This is a genomic window from Mycolicibacterium diernhoferi (genome assembly GCF_019456655.1).
GTDB lineage: Bacteria > Actinomycetota > Actinomycetes > Mycobacteriales > Mycobacteriaceae > Mycobacterium > Mycobacterium diernhoferi.
Genome location: NZ_CP080332.1, coordinates 1797503 through 1823322, shown reverse-complemented (window position 1 = coordinate 1823322; position 25820 = coordinate 1797503). Strand labels below are relative to the sequence as shown.

18 protein-coding genes are annotated in these 25820 nt (G+C 64.1%); 7 read left to right on the top strand and 11 right to left on the bottom strand.

Annotated elements, in window-relative coordinates; genetic code table 11:
* Nucleotides 1–383: 383 nt before the first annotated feature.
* Nucleotides 384–1298, bottom strand: a complete 915-nt coding sequence (locus K0O62_RS08660) for a LysR family transcriptional regulator (protein WP_264002119.1) — start codon at nt 1296–1298, stop codon at nt 384–386.
* Between the two features lie 190 nt (nt 1299–1488).
* Between K0O62_RS08660 and K0O62_RS08655 the strand changes: the two genes are divergently transcribed.
* From K0O62_RS08655 to K0O62_RS08640, 4 genes are read left to right on the top strand one after another with little or no spacing between them, the layout of a single operon-like run.
* Nucleotides 1489–2610: a tyramine oxidase subunit B gene (locus K0O62_RS08655; RefSeq protein WP_073857560.1), complete on the top strand. Its 1122-nt coding sequence runs from the start codon at nt 1489–1491 to the stop codon at nt 2608–2610.
* Between the two features lie 28 nt (nt 2611–2638).
* A complete protein-coding gene (locus tag K0O62_RS08650; protein WP_073857561.1) occupies nt 2639–4042 on the top strand; it encodes a glycerate kinase type-2 family protein in 1404 nt (467 codons plus the stop codon).
* A 20-nt stretch (nt 4043–4062) separates the two neighbouring features.
* On the top strand, nt 4063–5343 hold the full coding sequence (gene eno / locus K0O62_RS08645; protein WP_073857562.1) for a phosphopyruvate hydratase: 1281 nt from the start codon (nt 4063–4065) through the stop codon (nt 5341–5343).
* A gap of 31 nt (nt 5344–5374) precedes the next feature.
* Nucleotides 5375–5800 (top strand): pyridoxamine 5'-phosphate oxidase family protein, encoded by a 426-nt coding sequence (locus K0O62_RS08640; protein ID WP_073857598.1) that lies wholly within the window; start codon nt 5375–5377, stop codon nt 5798–5800.
* On the opposite strand, the gene K0O62_RS28970 is transcribed toward K0O62_RS08640, so the two are convergent.
* From K0O62_RS28970 to K0O62_RS08625, 3 genes are all read right to left on the bottom strand, one after another.
* Nucleotides 5785–6309 carry an SDR family NAD(P)-dependent oxidoreductase gene (locus tag K0O62_RS28970; protein ID WP_079244151.1) on the bottom strand — a complete coding sequence of 175 codons (525 nt, stop codon included), beginning with the start codon at nt 6307–6309 and terminating at the stop codon, nt 5785–5787. The two genes, K0O62_RS08640 and K0O62_RS28970, sit on opposite strands and share 16 nt — an antisense overlap.
* 36 nt (nt 6310–6345) lie before the next feature.
* A complete protein-coding gene (locus tag K0O62_RS08630; RefSeq protein WP_073857564.1) occupies nt 6346–7737 on the bottom strand; it encodes an NAD-dependent succinate-semialdehyde dehydrogenase in 1392 nt (463 codons plus the stop codon).
* Between the two features lie 98 nt (nt 7738–7835).
* On the bottom strand, nt 7836–10025 hold the full coding sequence (locus K0O62_RS08625) for a N,N-dimethylformamidase beta subunit family domain-containing protein (RefSeq protein ID WP_073857565.1): 2190 nt from the start codon (nt 10023–10025) through the stop codon (nt 7836–7838).
* 190 nt (nt 10026–10215) lie between these two features.
* On the opposite strand from K0O62_RS08625, the gene K0O62_RS08620 reads away from it, so the two are divergent.
* A complete protein-coding gene (locus K0O62_RS08620; protein ID WP_073857566.1) occupies nt 10216–11829 on the top strand; it encodes a PucR family transcriptional regulator in 1614 nt (537 codons plus the stop codon).
* A 67-nt stretch (nt 11830–11896) separates the two neighbouring features.
* Here the strand turns inward: K0O62_RS08620 and K0O62_RS08615 are convergent, their stop codons facing one another.
* The 4 genes from K0O62_RS08615 to K0O62_RS08600 form a co-directional block, all read right to left on the bottom strand.
* Nucleotides 11897–13393: an aldehyde dehydrogenase family protein gene (locus K0O62_RS08615; protein ID WP_079244152.1), complete on the bottom strand. Its 1497-nt coding sequence runs from the start codon at nt 13391–13393 to the stop codon at nt 11897–11899.
* Between the two features lie 64 nt (nt 13394–13457).
* The gene (locus tag K0O62_RS08610; protein WP_073857567.1) at nt 13458–14801 is read right to left on the bottom strand and encodes an aminotransferase family protein; all 1344 of its coding nucleotides are present in this window, start codon (nt 14799–14801) and stop codon (nt 13458–13460) included.
* Between the two features lie 175 nt (nt 14802–14976).
* Nucleotides 14977–16656, bottom strand: a complete 1680-nt coding sequence (locus tag K0O62_RS08605; RefSeq protein ID WP_073857601.1) for a flavin-containing monooxygenase — start codon at nt 16654–16656, stop codon at nt 14977–14979.
* A 142-nt stretch (nt 16657–16798) separates the two neighbouring features.
* On the bottom strand, nt 16799–18922 hold the full coding sequence (locus K0O62_RS08600; protein ID WP_073857603.1) for an oxidoreductase: 2124 nt from the start codon (nt 18920–18922) through the stop codon (nt 16799–16801).
* 411 nt (nt 18923–19333) lie between these two features.
* Between K0O62_RS08600 and acs the strand changes: the two genes are divergently transcribed.
* Nucleotides 19334–21310 carry an acetate--CoA ligase gene (gene acs, locus K0O62_RS08595; protein WP_220045500.1) on the top strand — a complete coding sequence of 659 codons (1977 nt, stop codon included), beginning with the start codon at nt 19334–19336 and terminating at the stop codon, nt 21308–21310.
* 312 nt (nt 21311–21622) lie between these two features.
* On the opposite strand, the gene K0O62_RS08590 is transcribed toward acs, so the two are convergent.
* The 3 genes from K0O62_RS08590 to K0O62_RS08580 form a co-directional block, all read right to left on the bottom strand.
* Nucleotides 21623–21958, bottom strand: coding sequence for a cupin domain-containing protein (locus K0O62_RS08590; RefSeq protein ID WP_073857876.1), 336 nt, complete (start codon nt 21956–21958; stop codon nt 21623–21625).
* Nucleotides 21959–22115: 157 nt separating this feature from the next.
* Nucleotides 22116–23288: an MFS transporter gene (locus K0O62_RS08585; protein WP_131817423.1), complete on the bottom strand. Its 1173-nt coding sequence runs from the start codon at nt 23286–23288 to the stop codon at nt 22116–22118.
* Between the two features lie 477 nt (nt 23289–23765).
* Complete coding sequence (locus tag K0O62_RS08580; protein ID WP_234800188.1) at nt 23766–24473, bottom strand: type 1 glutamine amidotransferase domain-containing protein; 708 nt, start codon at nt 24471–24473, stop codon at nt 23766–23768.
* 252 nt (nt 24474–24725) lie between these two features.
* Here K0O62_RS08580 and K0O62_RS08575 point away from each other — a divergent pair, with 252 nt between their 5' ends.
* Nucleotides 24726–25637 (top strand): LysR family transcriptional regulator, encoded by a 912-nt coding sequence (locus K0O62_RS08575; RefSeq protein ID WP_073857870.1) that lies wholly within the window; start codon nt 24726–24728, stop codon nt 25635–25637.
* Nucleotides 25638–25820: the final 183 nt, after the last annotated feature.

Genomic DNA, 25820 nt, shown 5'->3' with positions numbered 1-25820 from the left:
CCGGGCTGCACCTTGTCACGGCTGGCTGTCCGGTACCACAGTGCTCCCAGCAGCGGTCGAGGATTTCTTGATGAACAGCGGCGAGATCGCACACAACACCACGGTTGCGACGGTGAGCGCAACGAATCCCGCGCCATGTAGTCGACGGACAGATTGGCCCACCTGTTACTCGACATACCGCTCCCCCGCGACTCAGATCGGTACCGGGTTCAGTTCTCGTGCACGGCCCCTGCTGGCCGGCAGGTCGCCTCGTGCCGAACAAGAGTGCTGCGCCCTGGAACACGAGCCATATCGGCAAACTGTCACATGCGTCCGTGCCATGGCGGACAGAACGTAAAGTGCCCGACTGTCCAGATGCGGGTGCCAAGACCTCGGGTCACACTTCACCGCCCATTCGCCGTCGCCGAGGTGTCCGACGACATATGCCGGCTGGCGACTGCCGCCAGGACGCTCCGCAACTCCACCAGTACCGGGCGCGTCTCTGCACCCGTACGTACCGCGGTATACACCTGGCGGTCTGGCCGGCCCGGTAGATCGACGAGTTCGGCCTCGGGTCGGCGCGTCTCCCAGACCAGGTCGGGCAGAACCGCGACCGCATGGCCGGTCTCCGCCAGTCTCGCGTGTACCAACAGATCAGCCGATTCGTAACGCACGTTCGGCTCGAAACCTGCCGCTTTGCAGGCGGATTCTGCCCAGATGCGAGCCGGCTTTCCCTTCGGTTCCAGAACCCACGGCAGATCCGCGAAGTGCGCCAAGTCCAATCGTGTCGTAACTCCTCGCAGTCGCGGACTCACATAGAGACGCAAAGCATCACTCAGTAGCGGACGTCGGTCGATGCCGGCGTCCGGCGGCGACTCATGACCTGGGTACTGCTCACCGAGCACGAGGTCGAACTCGCGCGCCAGCAGTGCCGCGGTGCCTGAATCCGGCTGGATCTCGGAAAGATAGATCGTGAGTCCGGGATGCCGCTCCCCCATGATGTGCAACACATCCGGGAGCAGCGAGATTGCGGCCGTCTGGAAAGTGGCCACTTTGGCGACACCGACGATCTCCGATCGGGTGGCCGCCAGGGCCGCCTCGGCCCGGTCGATCTGGCGCAGGATCACCTCGGCGTGCTCGACCAGGATTTCGCCGGCCACGGTCAACCGCACTCCTCGGCCCACCGGCTCGATGAGCTGCGCGCCCGCCTCCTTCTCGAGCTGGCTCAACTGCTGGCTGACCGTCGAGGTACTGAACGACAACGCCTGCGCCACCCTCGCCAAGGTGCCGCGCCGGCTGAGTTCGACCAAGAGGCGCATTCGGTGCAAGTTCAGCACGGCCGGTTCCAATCATTCGAAGTAATCGATGATTATACGCCGAAATCTATCGCTGGACCGATTGATCAACCGGTGCCAAAGTAGGCGTGTCGAGTTCGAGGCGCCCATTTTGTCTCGAAATTCCCGGCCACCCAACCCTTTCCGGCTACGCCGAGCCTTTGCAGGAGTCCCCATGAGTGCACGCAAAGATTTCCTCTTCCTGTCCGAACCGGACTGCATCGACGCCGGCGTACTAGACGCCGGCCGCTGCGTCGACGTGTGCGAAGAGGTGTTCGGGCTACTCGCGCAGGGCGACTACCTGATGGGTGGGCCCAACCACAACAGCCACGGCATGGGCGTCGTCTTCCCGAAGTCCAGCCCCTTCCCGAACATGCCCGTCGCCGGACCGGACCGACGCTTTGTCGCCATGCCCGGCTACCTGGGCGGACGGTTCGACGTCTGCGGCAACAAGTGGTACGGCTCCAACCACGCCAACACCGCCAAAGGGCTACCACGGTCGGTCCTGACGCTGATGCTCAATGACAAGGAGACCGGCGAGCCGCTGTGCCTGATGTCGGCGAACCTGCTGAGTTCCGCACGCACCGGCGCCGTCCCGGCAGTTGCAACACGCCACCTGGCCAGCGCCACTGCGGGTTCGGTTGCCGTGCTCGGGTGTGGCCCGATCAACAAGGCCTGCCTCAAGGCGATTGCAACTCAGCTTCCGCACCTCAAGCGGGTGTACTTCTACGACATCTTCGAGGCCGCCGCCGAGAAGCTGGCCGACTGGGCCCGCCAGACCCTGGGCGTCGACGCCATCGTCGAGAACGACCTGCAGACGGCCCTGTCCGGCGCCGAGGTTGTCACGGTGGCCGCGTCACGCGTGAAACCTCTTGTCGTCCAGAATGACTGGCTGCACCCCGAGGCGACAGTCCTGATCTCCGGGCCGATCTCGGCAGACGATGCGTTTTGGCTGGAGAACCGCGTGGTGCTCGATCACGTTGCCTTGCACGAGGCCTACGTGGACGAGGCCGTCGCCTCCCCCGACAAACAGGCCGCTTATGACGGCGTCATCGGCGGTCCGCTCTATCGACTCATCGATGACGGAAGGCTGCCGGCGCTCAAGGACTTCACCGACCTCGGCACGGTACTGCAGGCACCCGCCCAGCGTGCTGACACCGGGGCCCGGCGCACCGTCTTCGTCGCCTGCGGAATGTCCGTTTTCGACCTCGCGTGGGGCTACGAGATTTACCGCACGGCCCAGGACAAGGGCCTCGGCACGCCCCTCGCGTTGTGGGACACACCGTACGCGGAATAGCCGCCAATCACCTTTCGGAGACCAAGAAGTGAACAAGATAAAGAACTACGACGACCTCATCCGCCTGGGCGACAGCGAATCCCGGTCGGTCGTGCTGACCATCGCCGATCGGGTGCTGACCCGGCTGGACGCGTACCACCGGATCAAGGCGATCACCCGCCTCGACGGTGACATTCTGACCATCGGTACCCGCAAATGGGACCTGTCGAGCAAACGCAACGTCTACCTGGTCGGTGCCGGCAAGGCCTGCAACCACATGGCAATGGCCATTGACGAGATCCTCGGTGACCGCCTCACTCGCGGGATCGCGATCGTCAAGATCGCGGAAGACAGTGACCGGTTCCACCGCACAGAGGTCCACGTCGGCGGGCATCCGATTCCGGATGAGACCGGCCACCGGGCGGCCCTGGAGATCCTGTCCCTCGCCGATCAGGCTGGTCCCGAGGACCTGTTCATCGCCGTCATCTCCGGCGGCTCGTCAGCGCTGATGAGCTGTCCCATCGACGGAATCACCCTTCAGGATGAGATGGACGCCACCGACGTTCTGCTCAAGAGCGGCGCCGGCATCTACGAGATCAACGCCATCCGCCGACACATCTCCCAGACCAACGGCGGCCGCCTCGCCCAGCGCATCGCCCGATCGGGCGCTGAACTCATCGGCTTCGGCATCTCCGATGCAGTGGGCAATCCGCCTTCCGGGGACATCACCCGGCCCTACGCCGACTATGCATCCACACCGATCGGCCCGGACAAGACCACCCTCGCCGATGCGCGGGCCGTCATCGCAAACTACGACCTCGCCGACCGACTGCCCCGATCGATCGTCGACTACCTCGAGTCTGCGGGCGAGGAAGACGAGACACCGAAGGCCTTCCCGGACAACACATACTTCCTACTCAACACCCTTCCCGACTCCTGCCTCTATGCCAAGGAGGTCGCCGAACAGATGGGCCTGCCGGCGATGATCGTGAGCTCTTTTCTGGAAGGTGAGAGCAGCGACGCCGGAACGTTCTTCGCTTCGATTGCCCGCGAGGCTCAGGCAAGCGGAAACCCCGTCGCACCACCGTGCGTGCTGATCGCCGCCGGGGAGACCACCACCCACATCCCGGACAACAGCATCATCGGTGGTCATGGTGGACCTGGTCATGAACTGGTCACCGGCTTTGCCCTGACTGCAGCCAAAACCCACGGCGCAGCCATGATCTCTCTCGACTCAGAGGGCACCGACGGCACCACCACGGCGGCCGGCGGGCTGTGTGACTCGACCAGCCTGGCCCGAGCCGATCAATGCGGTGTGAACCTGCACGAGGCACTACGTACCCACGCCACCCACGAAGCACTGTCGGCAATCGGGGACGCCGTCTTCACCGGCAACACCGGGACGAACCTGTGTGACCTGAACATTCTCTACATCCCCGCGCGACCGGCCTGACAAGCCCCGATCCGAAAGACATCATGAAGATCACATCAGTGACTGCACGCCAGCTACTCGATTGCAAGACAAGACCGTTGGTCGAAGTCGAGATCACCACGGACAACGGCTACGTCGGCCGGGGCGCCGCTCCGACGGGCAGCTCCGTCGGAGCGCATGAGGCGTTCATCCTGCGTGACGGCGACCCCACGGAGTACAACGGTTTGAGCGTCCACAGGGCTGTCGACGCGGTGAACAACGAGATCGCACCGGCTCTGGTCGGCACGCAGCTGGACCTCGAAGCCAACGACCGGTTGATGATCGACCTCGACGGCACTCCCAACAAGAGCCGCCTCGGTGGTAACGCCATCTACTCGACGTCCATAGCCCTGCTACGCGCGGCGTCCACCGCCGCCGGTCTGCCCACCTACTCGTGGATCGCCGAGCATTTCGGCCCTGGACCCGTAAGCCAGGTCCCAGTGCCGAGCTTCAACATGATCAATGGCGGACGGTACGGCGATGTCGTGCAACCGTTCAACGAGTTCATCGTCATGCCCTACAAGGCCTGCTCGATTCAGGATGCCGTCGAAAAGAGCGTGAAACTGTTCGGCGTGCTCGAAGAGGTTCTCACCGAATATCTGGGACGCAAACCGCAGGTGGCCTCGTCATACGGTTTTGCCAGCCCGTCCTCGGACCCGCGGGAAGTGCTGAAACTGTTGATGACCGCCGTGGAGCGCGCCGGTGTCGCCGAGACGATGGCTTTCGCCCTCGACTGTGCATCCAGCGAAATGTTCGACGCCGCCACCGGCAGCTACGAACTCAACGGCGACCGCGTCACATCCGACGATCTGATCGACTACGTCCGCGAACTCAGCGACGAGTTCCCGTTCGTCTTCATCGAGGATCTGCTCGACGAAGACGACTGGGCCGGGTACCCGAAGGCCGTGGCGCAAATCGACAAGTCGATCATCCTCGGGGACGATCTGGTCGTCACCAACCGGGACCGACTGCAGCGCGCAGTGGAATCCTCCGCGGTGGGCGGGTTCATCCTCAAACCCAACCAGGTCGGCACGATCACCGAAGCGCTGGACTGCTACCGCTACGCAGTCGCCCACGATCTGTTCACCATTCCCTCCGGTCGCTCCGGTGGTGTCATCGACGATGTCGTCATGGACCTGTCGGTGGGTCTGTCGGTGCCATTTCAGAAGAACGGCGCACCCCGCTCGGGCGAACGCATCGAGAAGCTCAACTTTCTCCTGCGGGTGGCCGACTCGACACCTGGGTGTGTTCTCGCCGACGTGCCCGCCATCGTCAAGTTCTAGCAAGCCGCAGCCCCAACCAATAGGAGTGACCGTGACAGATCTCAAGATGACAGCAGCCGAACGAACAGAGTTCCTGGCCGACAACCATGTAGCGATCATCGCCATCGAGCGGGGGAACAAGCCGCCACTGACCGTCCCCATCTGGTACCGCGTCGATGAGGCCGGCGATATCGAGATCTGGACCGAGCTCGGATCGATGAAGGAGCGGTTCATCCGCGCCGCCGGCCGGTTCTCCCTCGCGGTACAGCAGGAGACCACGCCGTACCGCTACGTCTCCGTCGGCGGACCCGCATCCATCCGGGAGGACATCCCTCGCGAGGGCGTCCTGCCCATCGTCCGCCGCTACGTCTCCGATGAGGAGATGGAGGAATACCTGGACGCGAACTACACCGACAAAGCGGTGTTGATCACGATGCGTCCCGAAGTCTGGAACTCGGCCGACTACAGCAAGGAGTAGCGCCACCGGGCATCATCACCTGCGACAGCACGTCGCCGGTGATGATGCCCGAACTCGCAGCGGTCCACTTGGTCGGGAATCAGTAGGTTTTCGCCAGCAATCGGAGGCCAGAAACACCGCCGCGTTGGCGACATCGCCCGGCTTGAGGATTCGCTTCGTCGGGTACAGCGCCTCGAACTCCGTCCGCGCGGTAGCGGGATCGCTCGCGCCTGCCAGGAAGGCATCGAACATCGGCGACTCGAAGTCACCGGGACACAGAGCATTACACCGGATCCCCTCCGCCGCATAGGTGAGAGCGATCGCACGGTGAGCCCCATGCCGCCGGACTTGCTCGCGACGTACGCGGCAGTATCGGCGGTCGTGGTGAAGGCGGCCACCGAGGCGGTGTTGACGATCGACCCACCACTGCCCTGCTCGCGCATCGCCAACACTGCATGCTCACTACCCAAGAACACCGAACTCAGGTTGGTCCGCAGCGAACGGTCCCAGTCCTCGGTCGGCGTCCACAGGGTGTCAACCGCACAGGGCCAACGAGACTTTCGGGTCTATGCGTCGTTGTTGACCCACCACGTGCGGGCATTGACAAACTCCCGAATTCCGGCGTCCGCCAACTCACGGCCGAACCCACTGCGTTTGGCGCCACCGAACGGAATGCGGACGTCCGAGGCGACCGGGGCGTTGATGAAACAGGCCCCCGAAACCACCTGCCGTCCGATATGGGCGGCCTTGTCGACGTCTGCACCCCAGACGCTGGCTCCCAGTCCGTATCGAGTGGCGTTCGCGATACGCACTGCTTCGTCCTCACTGTCGAAGGTCAGAACCGCCGCCACAGGACCGAAGATTTCCTCCTCGTAGGCCGGGCTGCCCGGGCGCACGTCGGCGATGAGAGTCGGGTGGAAGAACCAGCCTGGGCGCCCGGTCACCAGGTTACCGCCGGCGATCAGGTTCGCACCTGCACGCAGTGTTTCGGCCACCTGCTCGGTGACGAGGTCGCGGAGATCGCGCCTGGCCATCGGCCCGATGTCCGTTGCGGGATCCTCCGGATCCCCGACCGTGAGCGCGGAAACCGCCCGCTGCATCCCGGCGATGAAGTCGTCGGAAACCTGCGCATCGACGATGAATCGCTTTGGGGAGATGCAGCTTTGGCCGGCGTTGAGGAAACGTGCCTTGACCGCCTGTGCCACGACGGTGTCGATATCGGCGTCGGCGAGGACGATGAACGGGTCCGATCCGCCGAGCTCCAGCACCGATTTCTTGATGGACCGTCCTGCGCACGAGCCGACGGCTGCACCGGCGCGTTCGCTGCCGGTCAAGGTGACCGCGGCGATGCGGTCGTCGTCGATCAGCCGTGCGGTGACATCGGCGACGTCGTTCTCGGCCACGATCAGCGCAGTCAGCAGCCCGGTTGGGGCGCCGGCCGCCTCGATGATGCGCTCTGCCGCAAGTGCTGCCCCCGTGGTGTTCGGGGAATGTTTCAGCACGGCGGCGTTACCGGCCATCAACGCCGGGCCCGCAAACCGGAACACCTGCCACAGCGGGAAGTTCCACGGCATGACGGCAAGCACGACGCCGAGTGGCTCGTAGGACACCCAACTCCGGTCCGCGGCGGTCTCGTAGGCGGTATCGGCAAGCAGCTGCGACGCGTTCTCGGCGTAGTAGTCCAGTCCGAGCGCACATTTGCTGATCTCGGCCCGCGACTCGGCAAGGGGTTTACCCATCTCCCGGGTGATGAGCAGTGCGAGCTCTTCGATCTCGCGGCGCAGCAGTTGCGCGGCAGCAGCGATGACGGTGGCGCGCCGGTCGATGGTCCATGTCGCCCATTCCCGGTAAGCCCGCTCGGCACGACTCACCGCCGCGTCGATCTGGGCGTCCGTCATGGCCGCATAGCCGGCCAGCGGCTGTTCTGTTGCGGGGTTGGTTGTCTCGACGTTGACCATTGGTGATAGGCCCTCTCAGTTCTGGCAGGTTGCGTGCAGGAGAATTCACCGTGGCACCCTCGGATGACACGGAGGACGATCGGCGCTTGCCGTTCGATCTAGACCCTGTCGGAGACGTATGCCTCGAGTACGTTGCGCGTGATGCGTGATACGTCGTTGTCATATCCGTTGTAGGACAGGCATCCGCTCCATGCGATGGAGCTCACCGCGAAGACAGCCCCGCCGGCGGGGTACTTCAACAGCGTCATGTCGGCCCGCACCAGCGGGCTTTGGGTACCGCCCTGCATTGAATCGGCCAGCAGAACATCCTCGATGGTTCCCTGTGCGTCATCATCGAATCCGTCAGCGGTGGCCAGGATCATGGTCTCGACCGGGGTACCGACGGCCACGTCAGCGCGGTCGAACTCGAAACCGGCCGCGCCGTATGAGTTGACCAGACAGGGGATGTCGCCGATCGTGTCGCCGTCGACGCCTTCGAACACGAAAGAGACTGCCGGATCGTAGCTCTGCTCTGTGCGCCGGTAGGGCCGCCCGGTGCCCGCCGTTTCAGCGGTGTGCCCGGCTCCGATCCAGGTGTGTGGTCCGCGTCCCCGAAAGCGCCAGAGTCCACCGAGTTCACCGGTGCTACTCAGATGCGCCTCGCCCGGTTCGGGTTCCCACATGCGGGTTGCCGGTCCGCGGCGGCGGATCTCGATGCTTGTGCCGGTCTCCGGATCGAGTTGAGTCACCCAGTACATTCCGTTGCCGGACAACGACATCAGCCGTCCGCCCCCGCGTAGATACTGTTGAGTGGCGTCGAGCATCTCGGCTGACCAGTACTCGGCGTGGGTGCCCGTCAGCACGGCCTTGTACGGCTCGAGCAGCGCACTGCCCTCTCGATGCAGATCCTCGTCGGTGTAGATGTCGACGTCATAGTGGTTTTCGTACAGCCAGTCGACGATATGTAGGTCGGCGTTGAACTGATGCGGCGATCCCTTGCCGCCGTCGAGCCAGGCCATGTTGCACTTGGGTCGCATGTTGACCACGGGCCGCAGGCGCGATGAGTAGCAGACTCCGGTCCCGTCGCTGTGCTTGTCGTAGAGGCTGAGCAGACCATTCTCGACGATGTAGCGATCTTGTACCTGTGAAGGGTAGTCACCCTTGTCCGTCAGTAGCGGATTGTTGAGCAGCTGCTCATTGGCATAGGCGAGGTAGCTGAAAGTCGGCATGAGCAGGGCGATCTTGGCCGTCGGTGCACCCCGGCGGGGCCGGACGAAGACCGGGACGTAGTCCTCAGCATCGCCGGCTCGCACATGTGCCGCATAGACCGCACTCGGTAGGTCCTCGGGGACCGTCCACTGAAACGTCGTCGCCCAACCCGCGTCGGCAAGGTCATCGTCGTGAAAGTGGATGGCGCCGTATTGCGCCGGCGCGTGCGGCCACGCCGTCTCCGTGCCGTCCCAGTTGTGGCCGGTGGCACCCCGCATCGGCTTGTTGACGGTATGCCCGTGAAAGTCACCCGCGGTGTCGGTCACTGTCCAGTTGCTGATATCCAGGGAGAAGTCCCATGCCGCCAGCTGGGAGACTTGAGCGTCCAGTGCGGCGTCCCGGCTGATCGCCTCCAGCGCGGACTCGCTCAACGCGGAGTCGTAGATCCGCGGCGCGTCGATCTTGCCGTTGTAGTAGTTACCGGTCACAGCGGAGTCGAGTTGTTCGGCTGCGATGAGCACGTCGTCCTCACCACGCGTTGACATCTCGATCGCACCGACCACCCGATGATGTTCGGCCGCCCGGTTGATCGCCTTGGTCACCACATCGAGTCGAACCTCGCCTGCGGTGACGTCAACCACTGCCGCCACCGAGTACCACCTGCGGGCAAGCAGCACATGCGGAACCGTGAGTATTTGGCTGCCCACGCGAAACGTGACCTTCCCCTCCTCAAGCCCCAACGCGTAGCCACCATCACTCACGCGGCCCTGGGAAAGAAGGGTCTGGCGACCACCTGTCGGCAAGGTCGGCCAGATCCAGAGATGGACAGTGAAGCTGTCGGCCGGAGTCAATCCGTTTCGGTACGGCACTCGAACATACGAACCCGCAGACAACGCCTGGTGTTGACCGGGATGGGTGCCCTCGATGCTGGACGCGATGTGCTGGGCTTTGAAGCCCGGTCCCGCCGGATTGGCGTCGCCGTGGATCAGGCGCACCAGCGACGCGGTGAATGTCGGAGCGTCACAACTGATCTTGAAGTCAACCGTCTGGCCGGGCCCAACAGTGAGGCGATCGGTATAACCGACGATCGGCATGCTCATCAGCAGGCTCCTTACCCGTTGCAACGACAGACGTACCGCCCGGACAGACGGTAGCCCCGTAATCGTGCTGTACAGGTCGTGTGAAGCCGCACCCCCGCGCTGTCATGCATCTCGCACCGCCGTACGACAGAGTGTCAGAAGCTCGCCTTGGGCCCGCGTCCACAATTGACGGGTCAGCCACAATAGTTCTGTGTCGGAATCTCTAACTGTTCGTGAAGCACTGGCGTTGCCCGCGCTGCGGGGCGGTGCCCCTGAGGTGGTGGCGGGCCACGCCAACCTCGATCGCCCGGTCCGCTGGGTACATGTCGTCGAGGTCCGCGATATCGCCTCGGTCCTTCGCGGCGGTGAGCTGATACTCACCGAGGGCCGCATGTTTGCCGGGCCGGAATCCGCCGATCGCCGTCTCATCGTGGAGTTGTCCGAACGCGGTGTCACCGCGATGGTGCTCGAGCTCGGCTCCCACTTCCGCAGTGTCCCACGACACATCATCGATGAGTGCCATAAGCGTGACTTCACACTCGTTGCCTTGCACCTGCCGGTCGCCTTCATCGAAGTCACCGAGGCGATCCACACTCAGATCGTCAACCACAAGATCACCATGCTGGATCAGGCGCAAGAGATTCAGTTGCATCTCACGGACCTCGTCCTCGGCGGGGGCGGTATCGCGGAAGTCCTCGATGCGGTGGCTGCTGCCGTCGGGAACCCCGTCGTCTACGAACGGGCCGACGGTGGATTCGTCTATCGCGCGCTCAATGGAATGACCGACCGCGATGTCACCGCAGGCTGGGAACTGATCACACGTGCTGTCGACACCGCACCACCGTGGATCGAACGGCATCTGACCATCGACGGAGCCCGCGACGGCCGACTCGTCGCTCTGGGCATCAGCGGAAAATTCGACGAGGCGGCGACCGTCGCGTTGGAACGCGCCGCCCAAGTGGTGAGCCTGGTAGTGATCGGCAACCGACGACGAGACGCCGTGTTCGCCGACCACGGTCGCCACGGCGGCGTACTGACCTCGCTTCTTGCCGGCTCGATTGAACCGTTGGCCGCCGAAGCGCGCGCGGTCGCGCTCGGGTTCACCGCACCGGTTCTTGTCTCTCTCGCAGTTCGGCGGGCGCGCCATCACCGGGCCGCGACGGTTGCATCTGAGGACCATCAGTGGCGCCAGGTCTGGCGCGACGTCAAGACCGATCTGGACGGCATCGGCATACCCGCGCTGATCGATGAAGCCTCCACCGCCAACCCGACGCTGATGATGATCGGTGTCGAAGATGTATCCAACCGCGGCCGCATCGCCGACCGAGTCGCCCAGGTCATCCAGGATGCCGCCAAGCGTCATCTCGGCGAGCCGCAGTCAGCCGTATTGTCGGTCGGTCCGGCGGTACACACCTGGCAGGCCGCAATCGAAGGCCTGGCCGTGGCGGTGGACGCCCTGGACGGCGCGCTGCACAGCCCGCCGCGCCCATGGCACGACGCCACCGACCTCGATCTGGATCGGCTGATCTGGAGTCTGCGAGACAACCCCGACCTGGAACGTTTCGCCCGGCTGCGGCTGGAACGATTGGTCGCCTACGATGCGCAGCGACGCACTCAACTGGTCAAGACCCTGCAGGTCCTGCTGGAGCAGCACGGCCAGAAGACCGAGACCGCGCGGGCTCTGCACCTGGAACGGCAGTCACTCTATAACCGGGTGGAGCGCATCCAGTCCCTGCTCGGGGTCGATCTGGACGACTCGGACGTCCGACTGGGATTGCACCTTGCGCTGCGTGTACTCAGCCACTTCCCCACCGGTCAGATCTGACGCCGGCCTCCGAAACGACGGCTGCCGCCGTGGGCAGAAGCCCACGGCGGCAGCCGATTCGGAAGTGTCACAACAGGTTGATGTAGGTCGACTTCAGCTGGGTCCAGTTGTCGAAGGCGTGATGCGAGTAGTCGCGGCCGATACCGGACTGCTTGAAGCCCCCGTGCGGCAGCGTCACGTCGAAGAGTTCATCACCGTTGACCAACACCGCGCCCGCGCGCAGCTCCCGGGAAATCCGGTGGGCTTTCTTCAAGTCGCCGGTCCACATCTTGGCGGCCAGCCCGTAGGAGGTGTCATTGGCGATGCGCAGACCCTCTTCATCATCGGAGAACGTGATGACCGAGAGCACCGGACCGAAGATCTCCTTGCGGGCGATGTCCATATCGTTGGTGACTCCCCGGATGACCGTCGGCTCCACATAGAACCCGCCGGTCTCCTGGCGAACTTGGTTGCCGCCATGGGCGATTGATGCCCCACCGGGCTCAGCGCCGGTGATGAAGCCCATGATGCGCTCCAGCTGCCGGGCCTCGATGATCGCCCCCATGGTGGTGGCATCGTCGAAGGGATCACCGGGCTGCCAATCGGCCGCCACGGCACCGAGTCGTTCGACGACCTCGTCCGCGAGGGATTCGTGGACGATCAGGCGTGTGCTGGAGTCACACATCTGCCCCGCGTTTCCGAAGACGGACTCCGCGGTTTTCGCGGCAACCAGGTCGAGCATGTCGGCGGCGTCGGCGAGCACCAGCGCCGGCGACTTGCCGCCGAGCTCAAGCGAGACCTTCTTCAGATTGGATTCGGCGGCCGCTTTCATGACCAGGCGGCCCACGCTGGTCGATCCGGTGAAGCCGATCGCATCGACATCCAGATGTTCGGCGAGGGCCTTTCCTGCCGTGTGACCGAGTCCGGGGACGACGTTGAGCACACCGGCGGGCACGCCCGCCTCCAACGCCAGTTCTGCCACCCGCAACGCGATGGCCGGCGTCTGCTCGGCCGGCTTGAGGACCATGGAGTTGCCCGACGCCAGGGCCGGTGCGAGCTTCACCGCCGCCATCAGCAACGGGTAGTTCCACGGAATGATGGCGCCGGCGACACCCACGGGGACCCGGGTGATCGTGGCATGACCGACCTCACCGATGGGCGCGACCTCGTCATACAGATGGTCGACAGCCTCACCGAACCACTCCAGCACCGTGGCGCTGTAGTCGACCTCCCACCGGCCGTCCTTGATCGGTTTGCCCATCTCGACGGCCAGCAGGGCGGCGAGTTCCTCGGTGTTGTCGCGGAGGGTACGTCCGAACCGTTGCAGGACGATCTTGCGCTCGCGCGGCGTGCGCCGCCGCCAGTCACCCATCTCGAAGCTCTTGCGGGCCGAAGCCACCGCGGCATCGATATCAGCGCTGTCACCCGAGGCCACATCGGGCAGCCGGTCACCGTTGACGGGACTGATGTTCTCGAATGTGCCGGACGAGCGGGCGTCGACGAAGCCGCCGTCGATGAACGGCCGCGTCAGGCGTTCCAGGCTCGGAACGCGTTCGATGAGTGAGCTTTTGGTGGTTTCCGTCATGTTCTTTCTTTCCGTTTGCCGTGCAAAACGTGCTCAGTCGGGGTGGTCGGTTGGCGTTGCCGGCCTATGGCCGGGTGACCTCCAGCGCGGCCGCCATGCGCCCGGTGATGGCATCGACGTCCTCGGTGCTCAGCGTCAACGATGGCAGCAACCCGATGGTCTGATTGTTGCGGTAGGTGCGCACGAAGACGCGCTGGTTGATGAACTCGGCGTGCAGGGCCGCACCGTACCCCGGATCGACGGCGTCAGGGTCGAGGTCCACCGCGTGCATCATCCCGATGCCGCGGATGCTGCTCTTGTCGAGTACCGGGTAGGTGTCGGCCAGGGCGTGCAGTCGGGTCGAGAGGTACTGCCCGGCCGTGATGCTGTGGGCCAGGACGTTCTCGCGCTCGTAGATGTCCAGGGTGGCCAGCGCGGCGGCGCAGGCAGCGGGGTGCCCACCGGCGGTCACGCCGTGGACGAAAGCGTCGTCGCTGGCCGACAAACGCTCCCGGAGTTCGCCACTGATCGCGACGACCGCCAGCGGGAAGAACCCGGCGGTGATTGCCTTTGACATGGTCAGGATGTCGGGGCGCAGATCCCAGTTCTCCACCGCGAACATTTTTCCGGTGCGTCCGAATCCGGTCAGCACCTCGTCGCTGATCAGCAGAACGTCGTAGCGATCACAGATTTCGCGGATCTGGGGCCAGTAATCGTCCGGCGGCACGACGATACCGTTCGGGGTCGAGATCGGCTCGGCCATGAACGCGGCGACCTTGTCCGCACCGATGCGCAGAATCTCGTCCTCCAGCAGGCGTGCGGCGCCCACGGAGTCGGCCTCCGGCTGGTCTATATGGGAGAACCCTTCCAGCCTGGGCCCGATATTGCGCCACATCGCCGGATCGCCGGTGAGGCTGGCCCCGCCATAGGTGACCCCGTGGTAGCTGTTCCACCGGCCGATGATGTGGATCTTCTCCGGCCGGCCCGCGGCGATGTTGGCGAACCGCGCGATCTTGATCGCGGTGTCCACCGCGTCGGAGCCACCGAGCATGAACACGAACTGGTCGAGGCCCTCCGGGGTCACCTGGGCCAGCCGTTCGGCCAGGCGAGCCGCGCCCACATGGCTGCGCCGCTGGTAGAAGTGCGTTCCGAAGGTCAGCTCGCGCAGTGCGTCGGCGACCACGTCGGCCAGGTCGGTGCGACCGTATCCGAGGGCGACGTTGGCCTGTCCGGCGCAGGCGTCGATCCAGTCCTGACCGTTCACATCGGTCAGCGTGATCCCGCGCCCGGACGCGAAGACCGGGCCCGGAGTTCGGTCACCGAACGGACTGAAGCCGTGGATGACGTGCCGCGAATCCGCGGCCATGAGATCCGCGGCGTCCGGGGTGCTGGCGGGGGCAAGAGTGGCATCTGTCAGTGACGAACTCATAGGCCCTAGTTTGGTCAACCCGGGGTGGCCGCGTCGAAGGGCGAAACGTCGGCAATGCCGACGTGCGGGTCGACAGATTGTCCATATCGACGCGGACGGATGAAATTTGCCCTGAACAGCGGAATGCCCGCCGGCGTGTGGACGCCGGCGGGCATTGTGGATCGACGGATGCCGTTCAGAGGGGGACGACGGTGTCCTCATGGTCCACGGCGCGATACGTCGACGTTCCGACCTCCGAGAACGCGAAGCCGTGGTAGCCCTCGCTGGCGACTCGATTGACGATATCGACGTATGTCGACCACCCGCCGGCATAGGGAATGAAGACACGGGACCCGTCGTCGTTGACGTGAACCATGTAGTTCTTCACCTCTTTGCGCAGCAGTCCGTCCGCGGCACGTTGGGTCTCGATATGCCAGCGTCGCTGAGCCTCGGCGGTCGGTTGCACCGCGTCGTAGTCGTGGCTGCTCATGTAGGCGATCAAATCAGCCACGTAGTCGACGTGGAACACATTGTGCACGTTGAAGTTCACCAGCACCGACGGGGAGCCCGGGCCGGTGAGGACGTACATGTTCGGGAATCCGTGCACCATCAGACCGAGGTGCGCCTGCGGTCCCCGAGCCCAGTCCTCGGTCGGCCGCCGGCCGTCGGCATTACGGATGTCGATCGCGTCCATCGCCCCGCTGAAGGCGTCGAATCCCAGCGCCGAGATGATCACATCGACTTCGTAGAACCCCTCATCGGTCTGTATCCCCTGCGGCGTGACCCGCGTGATCGACTCTTTGCGCAGGTTGACGAGGTTGACGTTGTCCCGGTTGAAGGCTTCGTAGTAGCCGTTGCACACCACCAGCCGCCGGGTACCGATCGGATAGTCGCGCGGTTCGAGGGCATCAACCAACGCAGGGTCCTGGACGACGTCCCGAATCTTTCCACGGACGAAGTCGGACACCAGGTCCGCGGTCTTCCAATCAGTCCGCTGATCGGGAAACGTGAACGTCATCGCCAGGCCGCCGAAGTTCCACTGATCTTCGAGGCGCCGGAGCTGCTGTTCGGGATCCATCGCCGAGGCCGGCACATCGCTGGTCGGGGCCAGGTAAGCCACCCCCGTTCGCATCACCTGATCCCACAGCTCGCCGAGATTTTGACTGTACTGCCGGTAACGCTCCTGATCCATCGGAGCGTTCTGGGACGGAACCACGTAGTTCGGGGTTCGCTGGAACACGTGCAGGCTGTCCACCTGGTCCGCGATAGCCGAGATCACCTGTGCACCTGAGGATCCCGTCCCGATCACGGCGACCCGTTTGCCCGCCAGGTCCACCGGCTCGGCGGGCCACTGCGATGTCTCCAGCCACTGACCGGCGAAGTCCTCGACACCTTCGAAGGGCAGCTGACGCCCCTTCGAGAGCTGGCCCGTGGCCAGCACCACGTGGCGCGCGTATACGGTCGCGCCGGTATCGGTGCGCACCCGCCAGCGCTTGGTCTCGGGCTGCCAGTGCATCTCCTCGACGCGGGTGGAGAACTGGAAGTACCTCCGCAATCCGTAGTGCTCTGCATAGTGCTGCAAGTACGCCAACAGCTCCGACTGCGGTGGGAACCGCTGCGACCACTGCCAATCCCCATAGATCTCGGGATCGAAGAAACAGTAGTAGTACGCCTCGATGTCCACCCGCGCCCCGGGGTAGCCGTTGTGCAACCACACGCCCCCGACGTCGGTGGCGCTGTCGAAACCGATGACATTCAGCCCGTCGGCGGCCAGCCGGCGCACCGCGTACAGACCGCCGATACCGGCGCCGATGACGACTGCGTCGACGTCGCCCGTCTCGCCATTGTGCTGCTGCCCCAGAGGCTTCGGATCCATGTGGCATACCCTCTCGATGGTGATCACCGGACGCATCGTGGCCGGCTCCGCTGCATTGCTTGCGCAACCAATCTCACTCCGCATGAACGGATTTCGACAGCCTCCGGGTGTCAGCCATTTCGGCGCCCACCGAGGCGTTTCGTCAAGGTCGCTGCACGCTCAGGATCGGCAGTTCCCTGGCGATGGGGCGCTCCCGCAGGTACGGCAGCGGCATCGACGGGTCGGCGGAATCGATTTCGCGTGCCAGCCGGTGCCCGTCGAAGACGGACTCCGCGACAATCCGCGGCGCCACGCAGTCCCCGATCCGGTACACACCCGTAATACCTTCTGCGGATAGCTTGTCCGCGCCGAAGCCGTCGACGATACCGCGGTACAAAGTGGTGTCGGAGACCCGTTGGGTCACCAGAACCACGGCGTCCGCCTCGATGAGCTTCGCATCGTCAGAGTCGGCGTAGGCGTAGTGCGCCCACACACCCTCCGGGGCGATGCGGGTGGGAATCATGGATGCCGCCACGGTGACTCCCTGCGCGTACAGCTTTCTGCGCAGATGGGTCGCTTCCAGCGTGTAGTGAGTATAGGGAGCAAGCTCGCCGAGGTGCGTCAGCACCGTCACCGCCTTGCCCGCAGCCGAAAGCCGGTCGGCCAGTGCCGCGCCCACGTTGTATCCCTCTGCTTCGATGATCACCACACGCTCACCGGGCACGGGCTTGTTCTCCACCATGATCTGCTCAGGGGTGAGAACGTATGGCAACTGGGCGTCCGCGCCCGGGATCCCTTCGCGGGTAACGGGGCCCAGCCCGTGGCCGGACCAATGCGATCCGGAGGCGATGACGACCAGGCCGGCGCCGTAGTCGACGATGTCCTGGGGACTCATCCGGGTGTTCGGAATGACGGTGACGTTGTCGAGCTTGTCGAACTGGGTCAACCGGTAATCGATGACTCGGCTCCATTCACGAAGCCCGGGCAGGTTGGCCATCCACTTCAGGTGCCCACCGAGTTCGGCGTCTGCGTCGACCAGATGCACGTTGCGCATACCGCGCTCACCGAGCACGCGCGCACATTCCATGCCCGCGGGACCCGCGCCGACGATCAACACATCGTTCTCGGCGTTGGCCGCCTTGGAGAATCGCTCCGGGTGCCAGCCGCGCCGGTACTCCTCCCCGGACGTCGCGTTCTGGGTGCACACGATCGGCGGCCCTCCGTGCTCGAAGCGTGAGACACAGATGTTGCATCCGATGCACTCACGGATGTCTTCGAGTCGCCCCTCCCTGATCTTCGCGGGCAGGAAGGGATCGGCGATCGACGGCCGGGCGGCACCGATGATGTCGAGCACGCCGTCATTGATGACCCGGGCCATCTCGTTGGGATCGGTGAAACGCCCCACGGCCACGACAGGTTTGCGCGTCGCGTCCTTGACCGATTTCACCCAATCCATCGCGCGACCGCTCTTGAAGAATCGCGACGGCGTCGCGTCATCTCCCCAGTCGACGCCACCGATGTGCACATCCCACAGGTCGACCACGTCGTCACACATCTCGACGAAGGGCAGGACGTCGCGTTCGAGTAGCACGCCCTCTTCACCGCGCATGGAATCGGCCGACAGCCGCACGGACACCGCACAATCCGATCCCACAGCGGTCGAGATTGCCTCGACGACTTCCCGCCACATCCGGGTCCGGTTGGCCAGCGATCCGCCGTATCCATCGGTGCGCTTGTTGTAGTACGGCGACAGGAATTGCTCCAGCAGGCCCTCGTGGCCACCGTAGATGCAGATGATGTCGAATCCGGCATCGCGTGAGCGCAACGCAGCATCCACGTAGAACCCCTGCACCGCTTTGATGTCGTCGAGGTCCATCTCACGGCAGGGGGACATCGGCAGCGCATCACTGGCGATCTGCGACGGTGCCCGCTGCACGGCCCTGGACTCCATGCTCAGACCGTGAACGCCGCCGTACCACAGCTCGATACCCGCCAAGGCACCGTTCTCGTGAACGCTGTCCGACATGAGCGACAGGTTGGCCGCATCATCGTCGTCCCAGAGACGGGCCAGCACCATCGGCATCTGGTCGGCCTCCGGATGAATGGAGCATTCCTCGGTGCATACCGCACCCCATCCCCCCTCGGCCTTCATCCCGCGGAAGGCGGCCTGTGCGCGCGGCCGGACGACCCCGAAACTCGTGCAATGCGGGACCTGATAGAAGCGGTTCGGCAGAACCTTCGGTCCGATCGCGATTGGTTCGAACAAGATCGCGTGCCGCGGATCCATCACGGTGATCACCTTCCTCTGAAACTTCGTGTCGTATCGACACGATGCATCGCGTGTCCCTCACTCCACTCTGCCCCGCTTGGGCAGGAGACTGAGGGGCGAACGCATCGTGCTCGATTCCTCGGCGGCGCCAATTCCGCCGGGCCGGGCGGTGTGTCCGATCGGACCGCGGTAGCGGCCGCGAGCCGATAAGTACTTGGTGAAACCACCGTGTTGATGAACAGTGCTAGATATCCGTTCGCGGCCACACACGCGAAGTGTCAAGTACCCAGACGTCGCCGTCGACAGTACGTAAAGTACCTGGTCCCACCCACCGGGGTCACGCGACGATGGCGCATACTCGGCCACATCGGCGGCCACGATGTGACGCACGCCGACCCTTCCGTGAACACACGAGAGCGAGGTAGATCGGTGCCCAATGACAACCCCGTGACAGCGACAGCACCCCAGCACGGCTTTCCCCCGCCCGCCGATTTCGCGGCCAACGCCAACGCCACCAGCGCCCTCTACGACGAAGCCGAGCGCGACAGGCTGGCCTTCTGGGCCACACAGGCCAACCGGCTGTCCTGGCAGGCCCCGTTCGACGAGGTCCTGGACTGGTCGAACGCACCGTTCGCGAAGTGGTTCGTCGGCGGGAAGCTCAACGTCGCCTACAACTGCGTGGACCGCCACGTCGAAGCCGGCAACGGCGACCGCGTCGCCATCCACTGGGAGGGGGAGCCCGTCGGTGACGCCCGCTCCATCACCTACGCCCAACTCCAGGACGAGGTGAACCAGGCCGCCAACACCCTGACCGAACTCGGCCTGACCGCCGGCGACCGGGTCGCCATCTACATGCCGATGGTGCCCGAGGCCATCATCGCCATGCTGGCCTGCGCCCGCCTGGGCGCCATGCACAGCGTCGTCTTCGCCGGCTTCTCCGCCTCCGCACTCAAGGCGCGCATCGAAGACGCCGCGGCCAAGATCGTCATCACCTCCGACGGCCAGTTCCGCCGCGGCAAGGCCGCCCCGCTCAAGGCCGGTGTCGACGAAGCGCTGCACGCCCTCGGCGAGGCCAGCCCCGTGCAGCACGTTCTGGTGGTGCGCCGCACCGGAATCGACGTGCCCTGGCAGCAAGGCCGCGATCTGTGGTGGGACCAGACCGTCCCCAAGGCCTCCACCGAACACACCCCGCAGGCCTTCGATTCCGAGCAACCGCTGTTCCTGCTCTACACCTCGGGCACCACCGGCAAGCCCAAGGGCATCGTGCACACCTCGGGCGGCTACCTGACCCAGGCCTCCTACACCCATTCGGTCGTCTTCGACCTCAAGCCCGAGACCGACGTCTACTGGTGCACAGCCGATATCGGCTGGGTGACCGGGCACACCTACATCGTCTACGGGCCGCTGTCCAACGGCGCCACCCAGGTGGTCTACGAGGGCACCCCGGCCTCCCCGACCGAACACCGCCACTTCGAGGTCATCGAAAAGTACGGTGTCACCATCTATTACACCGCGCCGACGGTGGTGCGCACCTTCATGAAGTGGGGCCGCGAACTGGCCTTCGAGCACGACCTGTCCAGCATCCGGCTGCTCGGCTCGGTCGGCGAACCGATCAACCCCGAAGCCTGGCGCTGGTACCGCCTGGTGTTCGGCGCCGACACCGCCCCCATCGTGGACACCTGGTGGCAGACCGAGACCGGCGCGGCGATGATCAGCCCACTGCCCGGGGTGACCACCTGCAAACCCGGCTCGGCCATGACCCCGCTGCCCGGCATCTCGGCCAAGATCGTCGACGACGACGGCAACGACCTCAAACCCGCCATCGACGGCGAAGAGCACACCACCGGCTACCTCGTCCTGGACAAGCCGTGGCCGGCCATGCTGCGCGGCATCTGGGGTGACGACGAACGGTTCAAGGACACCTACTGGTCCCGGTTCGCCGAACAGGGCTGGTACTTCGCCGGTGACGGCGCCCGCTACGGCAGCGACGGCGAGATCTGGGTACTCGGGCGCATCGACGACGTCATGAACGTCTCCGGGCACCGGATCTCCACCGCCGAGGTCGAATCCGCTCTCGTCGGGCACGCCGGAGTCGCCGAGGCCGCCGTGGTCGGCGCCACCGACGAGCAGACCGGCCAGGGCATCTGCGCCTTCGTCATCCTCAAGAGCCACGCCGCCCAGATGAGCCACGAACAGATGGTCGACGAACTGCGCGCCGAGGTATCCAAGGAGATCTCACCGATCGCCAAACCCCGTGAGATCCATGTCGTTCCGGAACTACCCAAGACCCGCAGCGGCAAGATCATGCGCCGCCTGCTGCGCGACGTAGCCGAGGGCCGCGAACTCGGCGACACCTCAACACTGTTGGACCCCAGCGTGTTCGAGGCCATCCGCGCCAGCAAATAGCGCCGGCGGTTCGGCGTGCGACGCGCTGGTTCGTCCAGGGACAGGTGCCTAAAGAGCCAGCTTCAGCGTGTGAGGTAGTCGCGGTCGGGCTATCTCAGCTCGGTGCCACCGGAGCGACGCCGCACGTTGTTCACCCTCGACGCGTCAAATCGGAACAAACGATCGGTTCTTGCTGCAGACAATCCGTTTCGGCCAAGTGAATTCACGGTCGAGACGACGAAGACCTCCGAGTTGAAGTGCGTGTGCGTTCGGCGATCAGTTCGCACTTCACTCCTCACTCGGAGGTCTTCGTTTTGTCATCTCACCGCGCCGTCATGACGTCGGCACCTTTGCATAGAACTTCCGAAGCGGCTCGACGATCTCCCACTCACCGACGAAGCCATCCTCCATCAGGAACGACACTCCGGGAGACAGGTCGATCGAACTTCCGTCAACGGACCGCAACACCCCTTTACCGCTGACGATGTGGATCACTTCGTCGAACCCCTTGGGAGCGGTTGTGAATCGGCCCGGTGTCACCTCCCAGAGCCCAGATTTCAGGGTGTCGCCGGCAACGCCTTCGGCCAGCCGTGTAGTGGGATGTCCTTCTGTAACACGTTCGGGCGCCACGGCCTCGAAGGGCGTCCAGTTGAGTTCGAACTTCTGCATGATGCACCTGCTCTTCCAGAATTGAGGTCGACCTACGGGAAAATTGCCGGGGTGCAATGGCACTCACCGGCTGTCGGGGTCGAACGGCGGGTCGGGATAGTTTGGTCGAGCCCAGCGCACGGGGTAGCGCTCAGCGCTACCCCGTGACGCACGAGTATTACGGCTGCGGTTCGAGATCGTGTCGATCCGTGCCGCGCAGGTCGCCCGCACCGGGCTGCTCTGCCTGTTCCTTCTTCTGGCTGAACAAGGGAGCTATCGCACAGAGGATGAATGTCGCGACAGTGAGCGAGTAGAACCCGACGGCGTAGTCGCCGGTCGCGTCCTTGATACTGCCCAGCGCGAGCGGGTAGATGAAGCCACCCACGATGTATCCGGAACCCAGCACCAGGCCGTTGGCGGCGCCGACGTATTCCGGCTCGGTGGACTCGACGGCGAGCGCCACGGCCACCGGGAAAGCCAGATAGATGCCCAGGCCGATGATCGGAATGCAGACTGCGACCATCGAGTAGTTCCCGGCGACCAGAGCTACAGCGGTACCTGCCACTCCCAGGCTTCCTGCGAACCCGCCCGCGACCAACACCGGTTTGCGACCAATACGGTCGGAGACGAAGCCTCCCAGTAGCGCGGTGCTGATACCGACTACGGCGAACGAGGATGCAACCAGACCCGCGGTTGACTCCGACCAGCCGGCGCCCTCCACCAGTACGGCAGGCATCCAGGCAGCGAGGAGAGTGAACAGGCCCGTGGTTCCGATAGCGAAGATTGCTGCGACTATCACGCCGCGGCGCATAACCGAGGCAAACAGCCCTGGACGCGGGGACGTCCCGGTCGACACAGCCTCTTCGGCCTGCACGCCGGCTTCCGACCGCACGCCCCCTGGGACGACAAAGAGAACGACCACAAACACCACGACGAGACCGATTGCGCCGGCCACAAGTCCGCTACGCCAACCCAACAGGGTCAGCACCGACGCGAAGATGTACAGCGCGAACAACAGCCCTGTCCCGTCACCAGTCGCCATGATGCCGAGTGCCCTACCGGTCTCTTTTGACTGCTGAAACCAGTTGACCGCGACGGTGTAGGTTCCGACGAAAAGGAATCCGGCTGCGGCGCCGCTGATGACACGAGCGATCATCGCCACCGTGTAGCTATCCGCGTATGCGAACAGCAGTAGACCGATCACTCCACCGGCCAGGCCCCACAGAAGGACGTTCTTGGGTCCCCACTTCGACGTGATCACGCCACCGCAAAGGAGGGCGATGCCGGAAGCAAGCCCCGCCACTGATGAAAGCGCACCTGCCTGCGTGTAATTCAAGGACAGGTCTTCCATGACGCTGGTGAGCTTGGGCGTCCATCCGAGGAATGGAACGTACGCTGCCAACAGCACTAGGTAGGCAATTCCGAGGATTACCCATTTGCTCGGTGACGATCGCGGCACATTCACTCCTTGAAAGGTTTGGTTGTCACTTACACGCGCGCCGAAGGTGTCTGAGCGTCCGACATTGGACCGCTGAACACGCAAATGAAGTGTGTGCTTGTGACGAGCACAACGCGAGATGGCAAGTTGTCAGCTGTTCACCCGAGGTGCCTTACGATTTGTCAACGCGCCGATGAACTGGTTCCGCCGCCAGACGTCAGCACTCAGATCCCCGTCGACGTGCAGGCGCGCGAGAACCTCCCATGTGCTGTCCTGCGGGAGACCGCCGGGGAGGCCACACCGCGGGCCTGGCAGGGCAGGGCAAAACTGTCACCTGCTCGCGCAGCAGACCCGGACGATGTCTCGCGAACCAGGCAGGAACCGGACGCTTCACGAGCTGCTGCCCGCATCGACCGCGGCGACGACAGCTTGGCCGAAGTCGTGGGCGGAGGCAGGATTCTGGCCGGTCACGAGTCTTCCATCGGTGACGACCCGATTCTGGAAGGCCGGCGCACTCTCGAATACGGCACCGCGATCTTTGAGCGCGGTCTCCAGTTCGAAGGGCACCAATTGGTCGTAACCCCGAGAGACTTCCTCTTCGTTGGTGAAGCCGGTGAGATGCCTTCCGGCGATCAGGCTCTCACCATTGCTCAAGGAAATATCGAGCAATCCCGCCGGGCCGTGGCACACCGCGCTCACCACCCCGCCATCCTCGTAGATCCCGCGCACGATGTCATTCAGGTCAGTGTTCTGGGTGAAGTCCCACATGGGCCCATGACCGCCCGTGAGTTGAACGGCGTCGTACCGCGAGGGGTCGACTTCGGAGAGCTTGAGCGTGTTGCCCAGCTTGTTGCGGTATTCCGGATTCGTCCAGAACCATTGATTCACAGGGTCTTGCAGGTCGAAGCCATCGAAGGGCGCGAGGCCACCTTGCGGGCTGGCAATGTCCACCTCGAAGCCGGCTTTGTCGTAGACCTCCACCGGATGCGTCAACTCGGGGAACCAGAAACCCGCCACCTGCCCCGCTCCCTTGGTGTCGTGGCTCGACACCACCACCAGGACCCGTTCGGGCGCATCGGGACTTGCTGATGACTCCACGGACGTGCACGCGACAGCGCACACGGCCGACGCCACAGCGGCCGCGAACGCCAACAGGGGCTGACCTCGTCGATTCATAACTTCTCCTCATGACAGAACCAATTATTGACTTAGACGATGCAATCGTACACCTATTGTTCATTTTTACTATCTAATCGACAGGAATCAATAGGCTGGGCTGGACACCGCCACGACCGGACGCGACATGATGTGGAAGCTGCGTGCGCACCACCGACCAACCTGGAGTGTTTGATGTCTCGCCTCGACCCGCTCGACCACCTCTCGGTCTTCTTGGAAGTCGCCAGGTTCAAGAGTTTCCGCGCGGCAGCCGACAGCTTGGGCGTAACCCCTGGGGCGGTCAGCCAAGCGATCGCCAGCCTGGAGCGCCGAGTCGAACTTCCGCTCTTCCACCGGACGACGCGGCATGTCTCTCTGACCGATGAGGGCCAGTTCCTCCTGCAGCAAATCAGCCCCGCCATCGATACGATCGGGTCCGCCCTCGAGGAACTGTCGCAGTGGAGTCGTCAGCCGACGGGGACCCTGCGATTGATCATCGAACCTGTCGCTGCGAAACACGTTTTCGAACCCGTGTTACCGATGCTCAGGGAGGGGTGGCCTGGCCTTCGGCTCGATGTCACTGTTGCCGAAGTTCATTCCAACTTTGCCGCGGCCGGATTCGACGCGGGCATCAGAATCGGGTCATACATCGATCCCGATATGGTCGCCGTACAGGTGTCACGACCTTTCAATTGGGTCGTTCTCGGTTCCACCGAATACTTTCAGGCTCACGGAGAGCCACAAACACCCGAGGAACTCCCGCAACATCGTTGCATCGGTCTCCGGCGCGATGAGCAGGGTGATGTCTATCGGTGGGAGTTCGTCAGCCACGGACAGAGTGTGCGGATCTCGCCCAGTGCGGAGATCACCGTCAACAGCGGCGCCCTCATGCGGCGCCTGGCGGTGAAAGGTGAAGGGCTGATCTACTCCTCGATGCTTCACGCGTCGGACGAGATCGAACAAGGCCTTCTCCATCCGACCCTGAGCAGCTACACGCCAGGCGGAGAATGCCTGTACCTGTACTTCCCGGAAGTCAACCGCAACCAACCCAAGCTGCGCGCTCTCGTCGAGTGCTGTGAGCGGTTGGCAATCCGCGAAGAGGCCTGAATCCGCCCCAGGAGAATGTAATTGGCCGAACAGCGCTGTGCGCTGCCAGGCGTCCCGGCGAGCCCCGAAAACAGTCTCACCGCCACCGCGATCGACGCCCTCGACGAGCAAACGGCCGCGTGGCATCCGTCGCGGCAGCAGGCCGCTTCTTCAAAGACGCCTACCCAACAGACGCGCCATCTG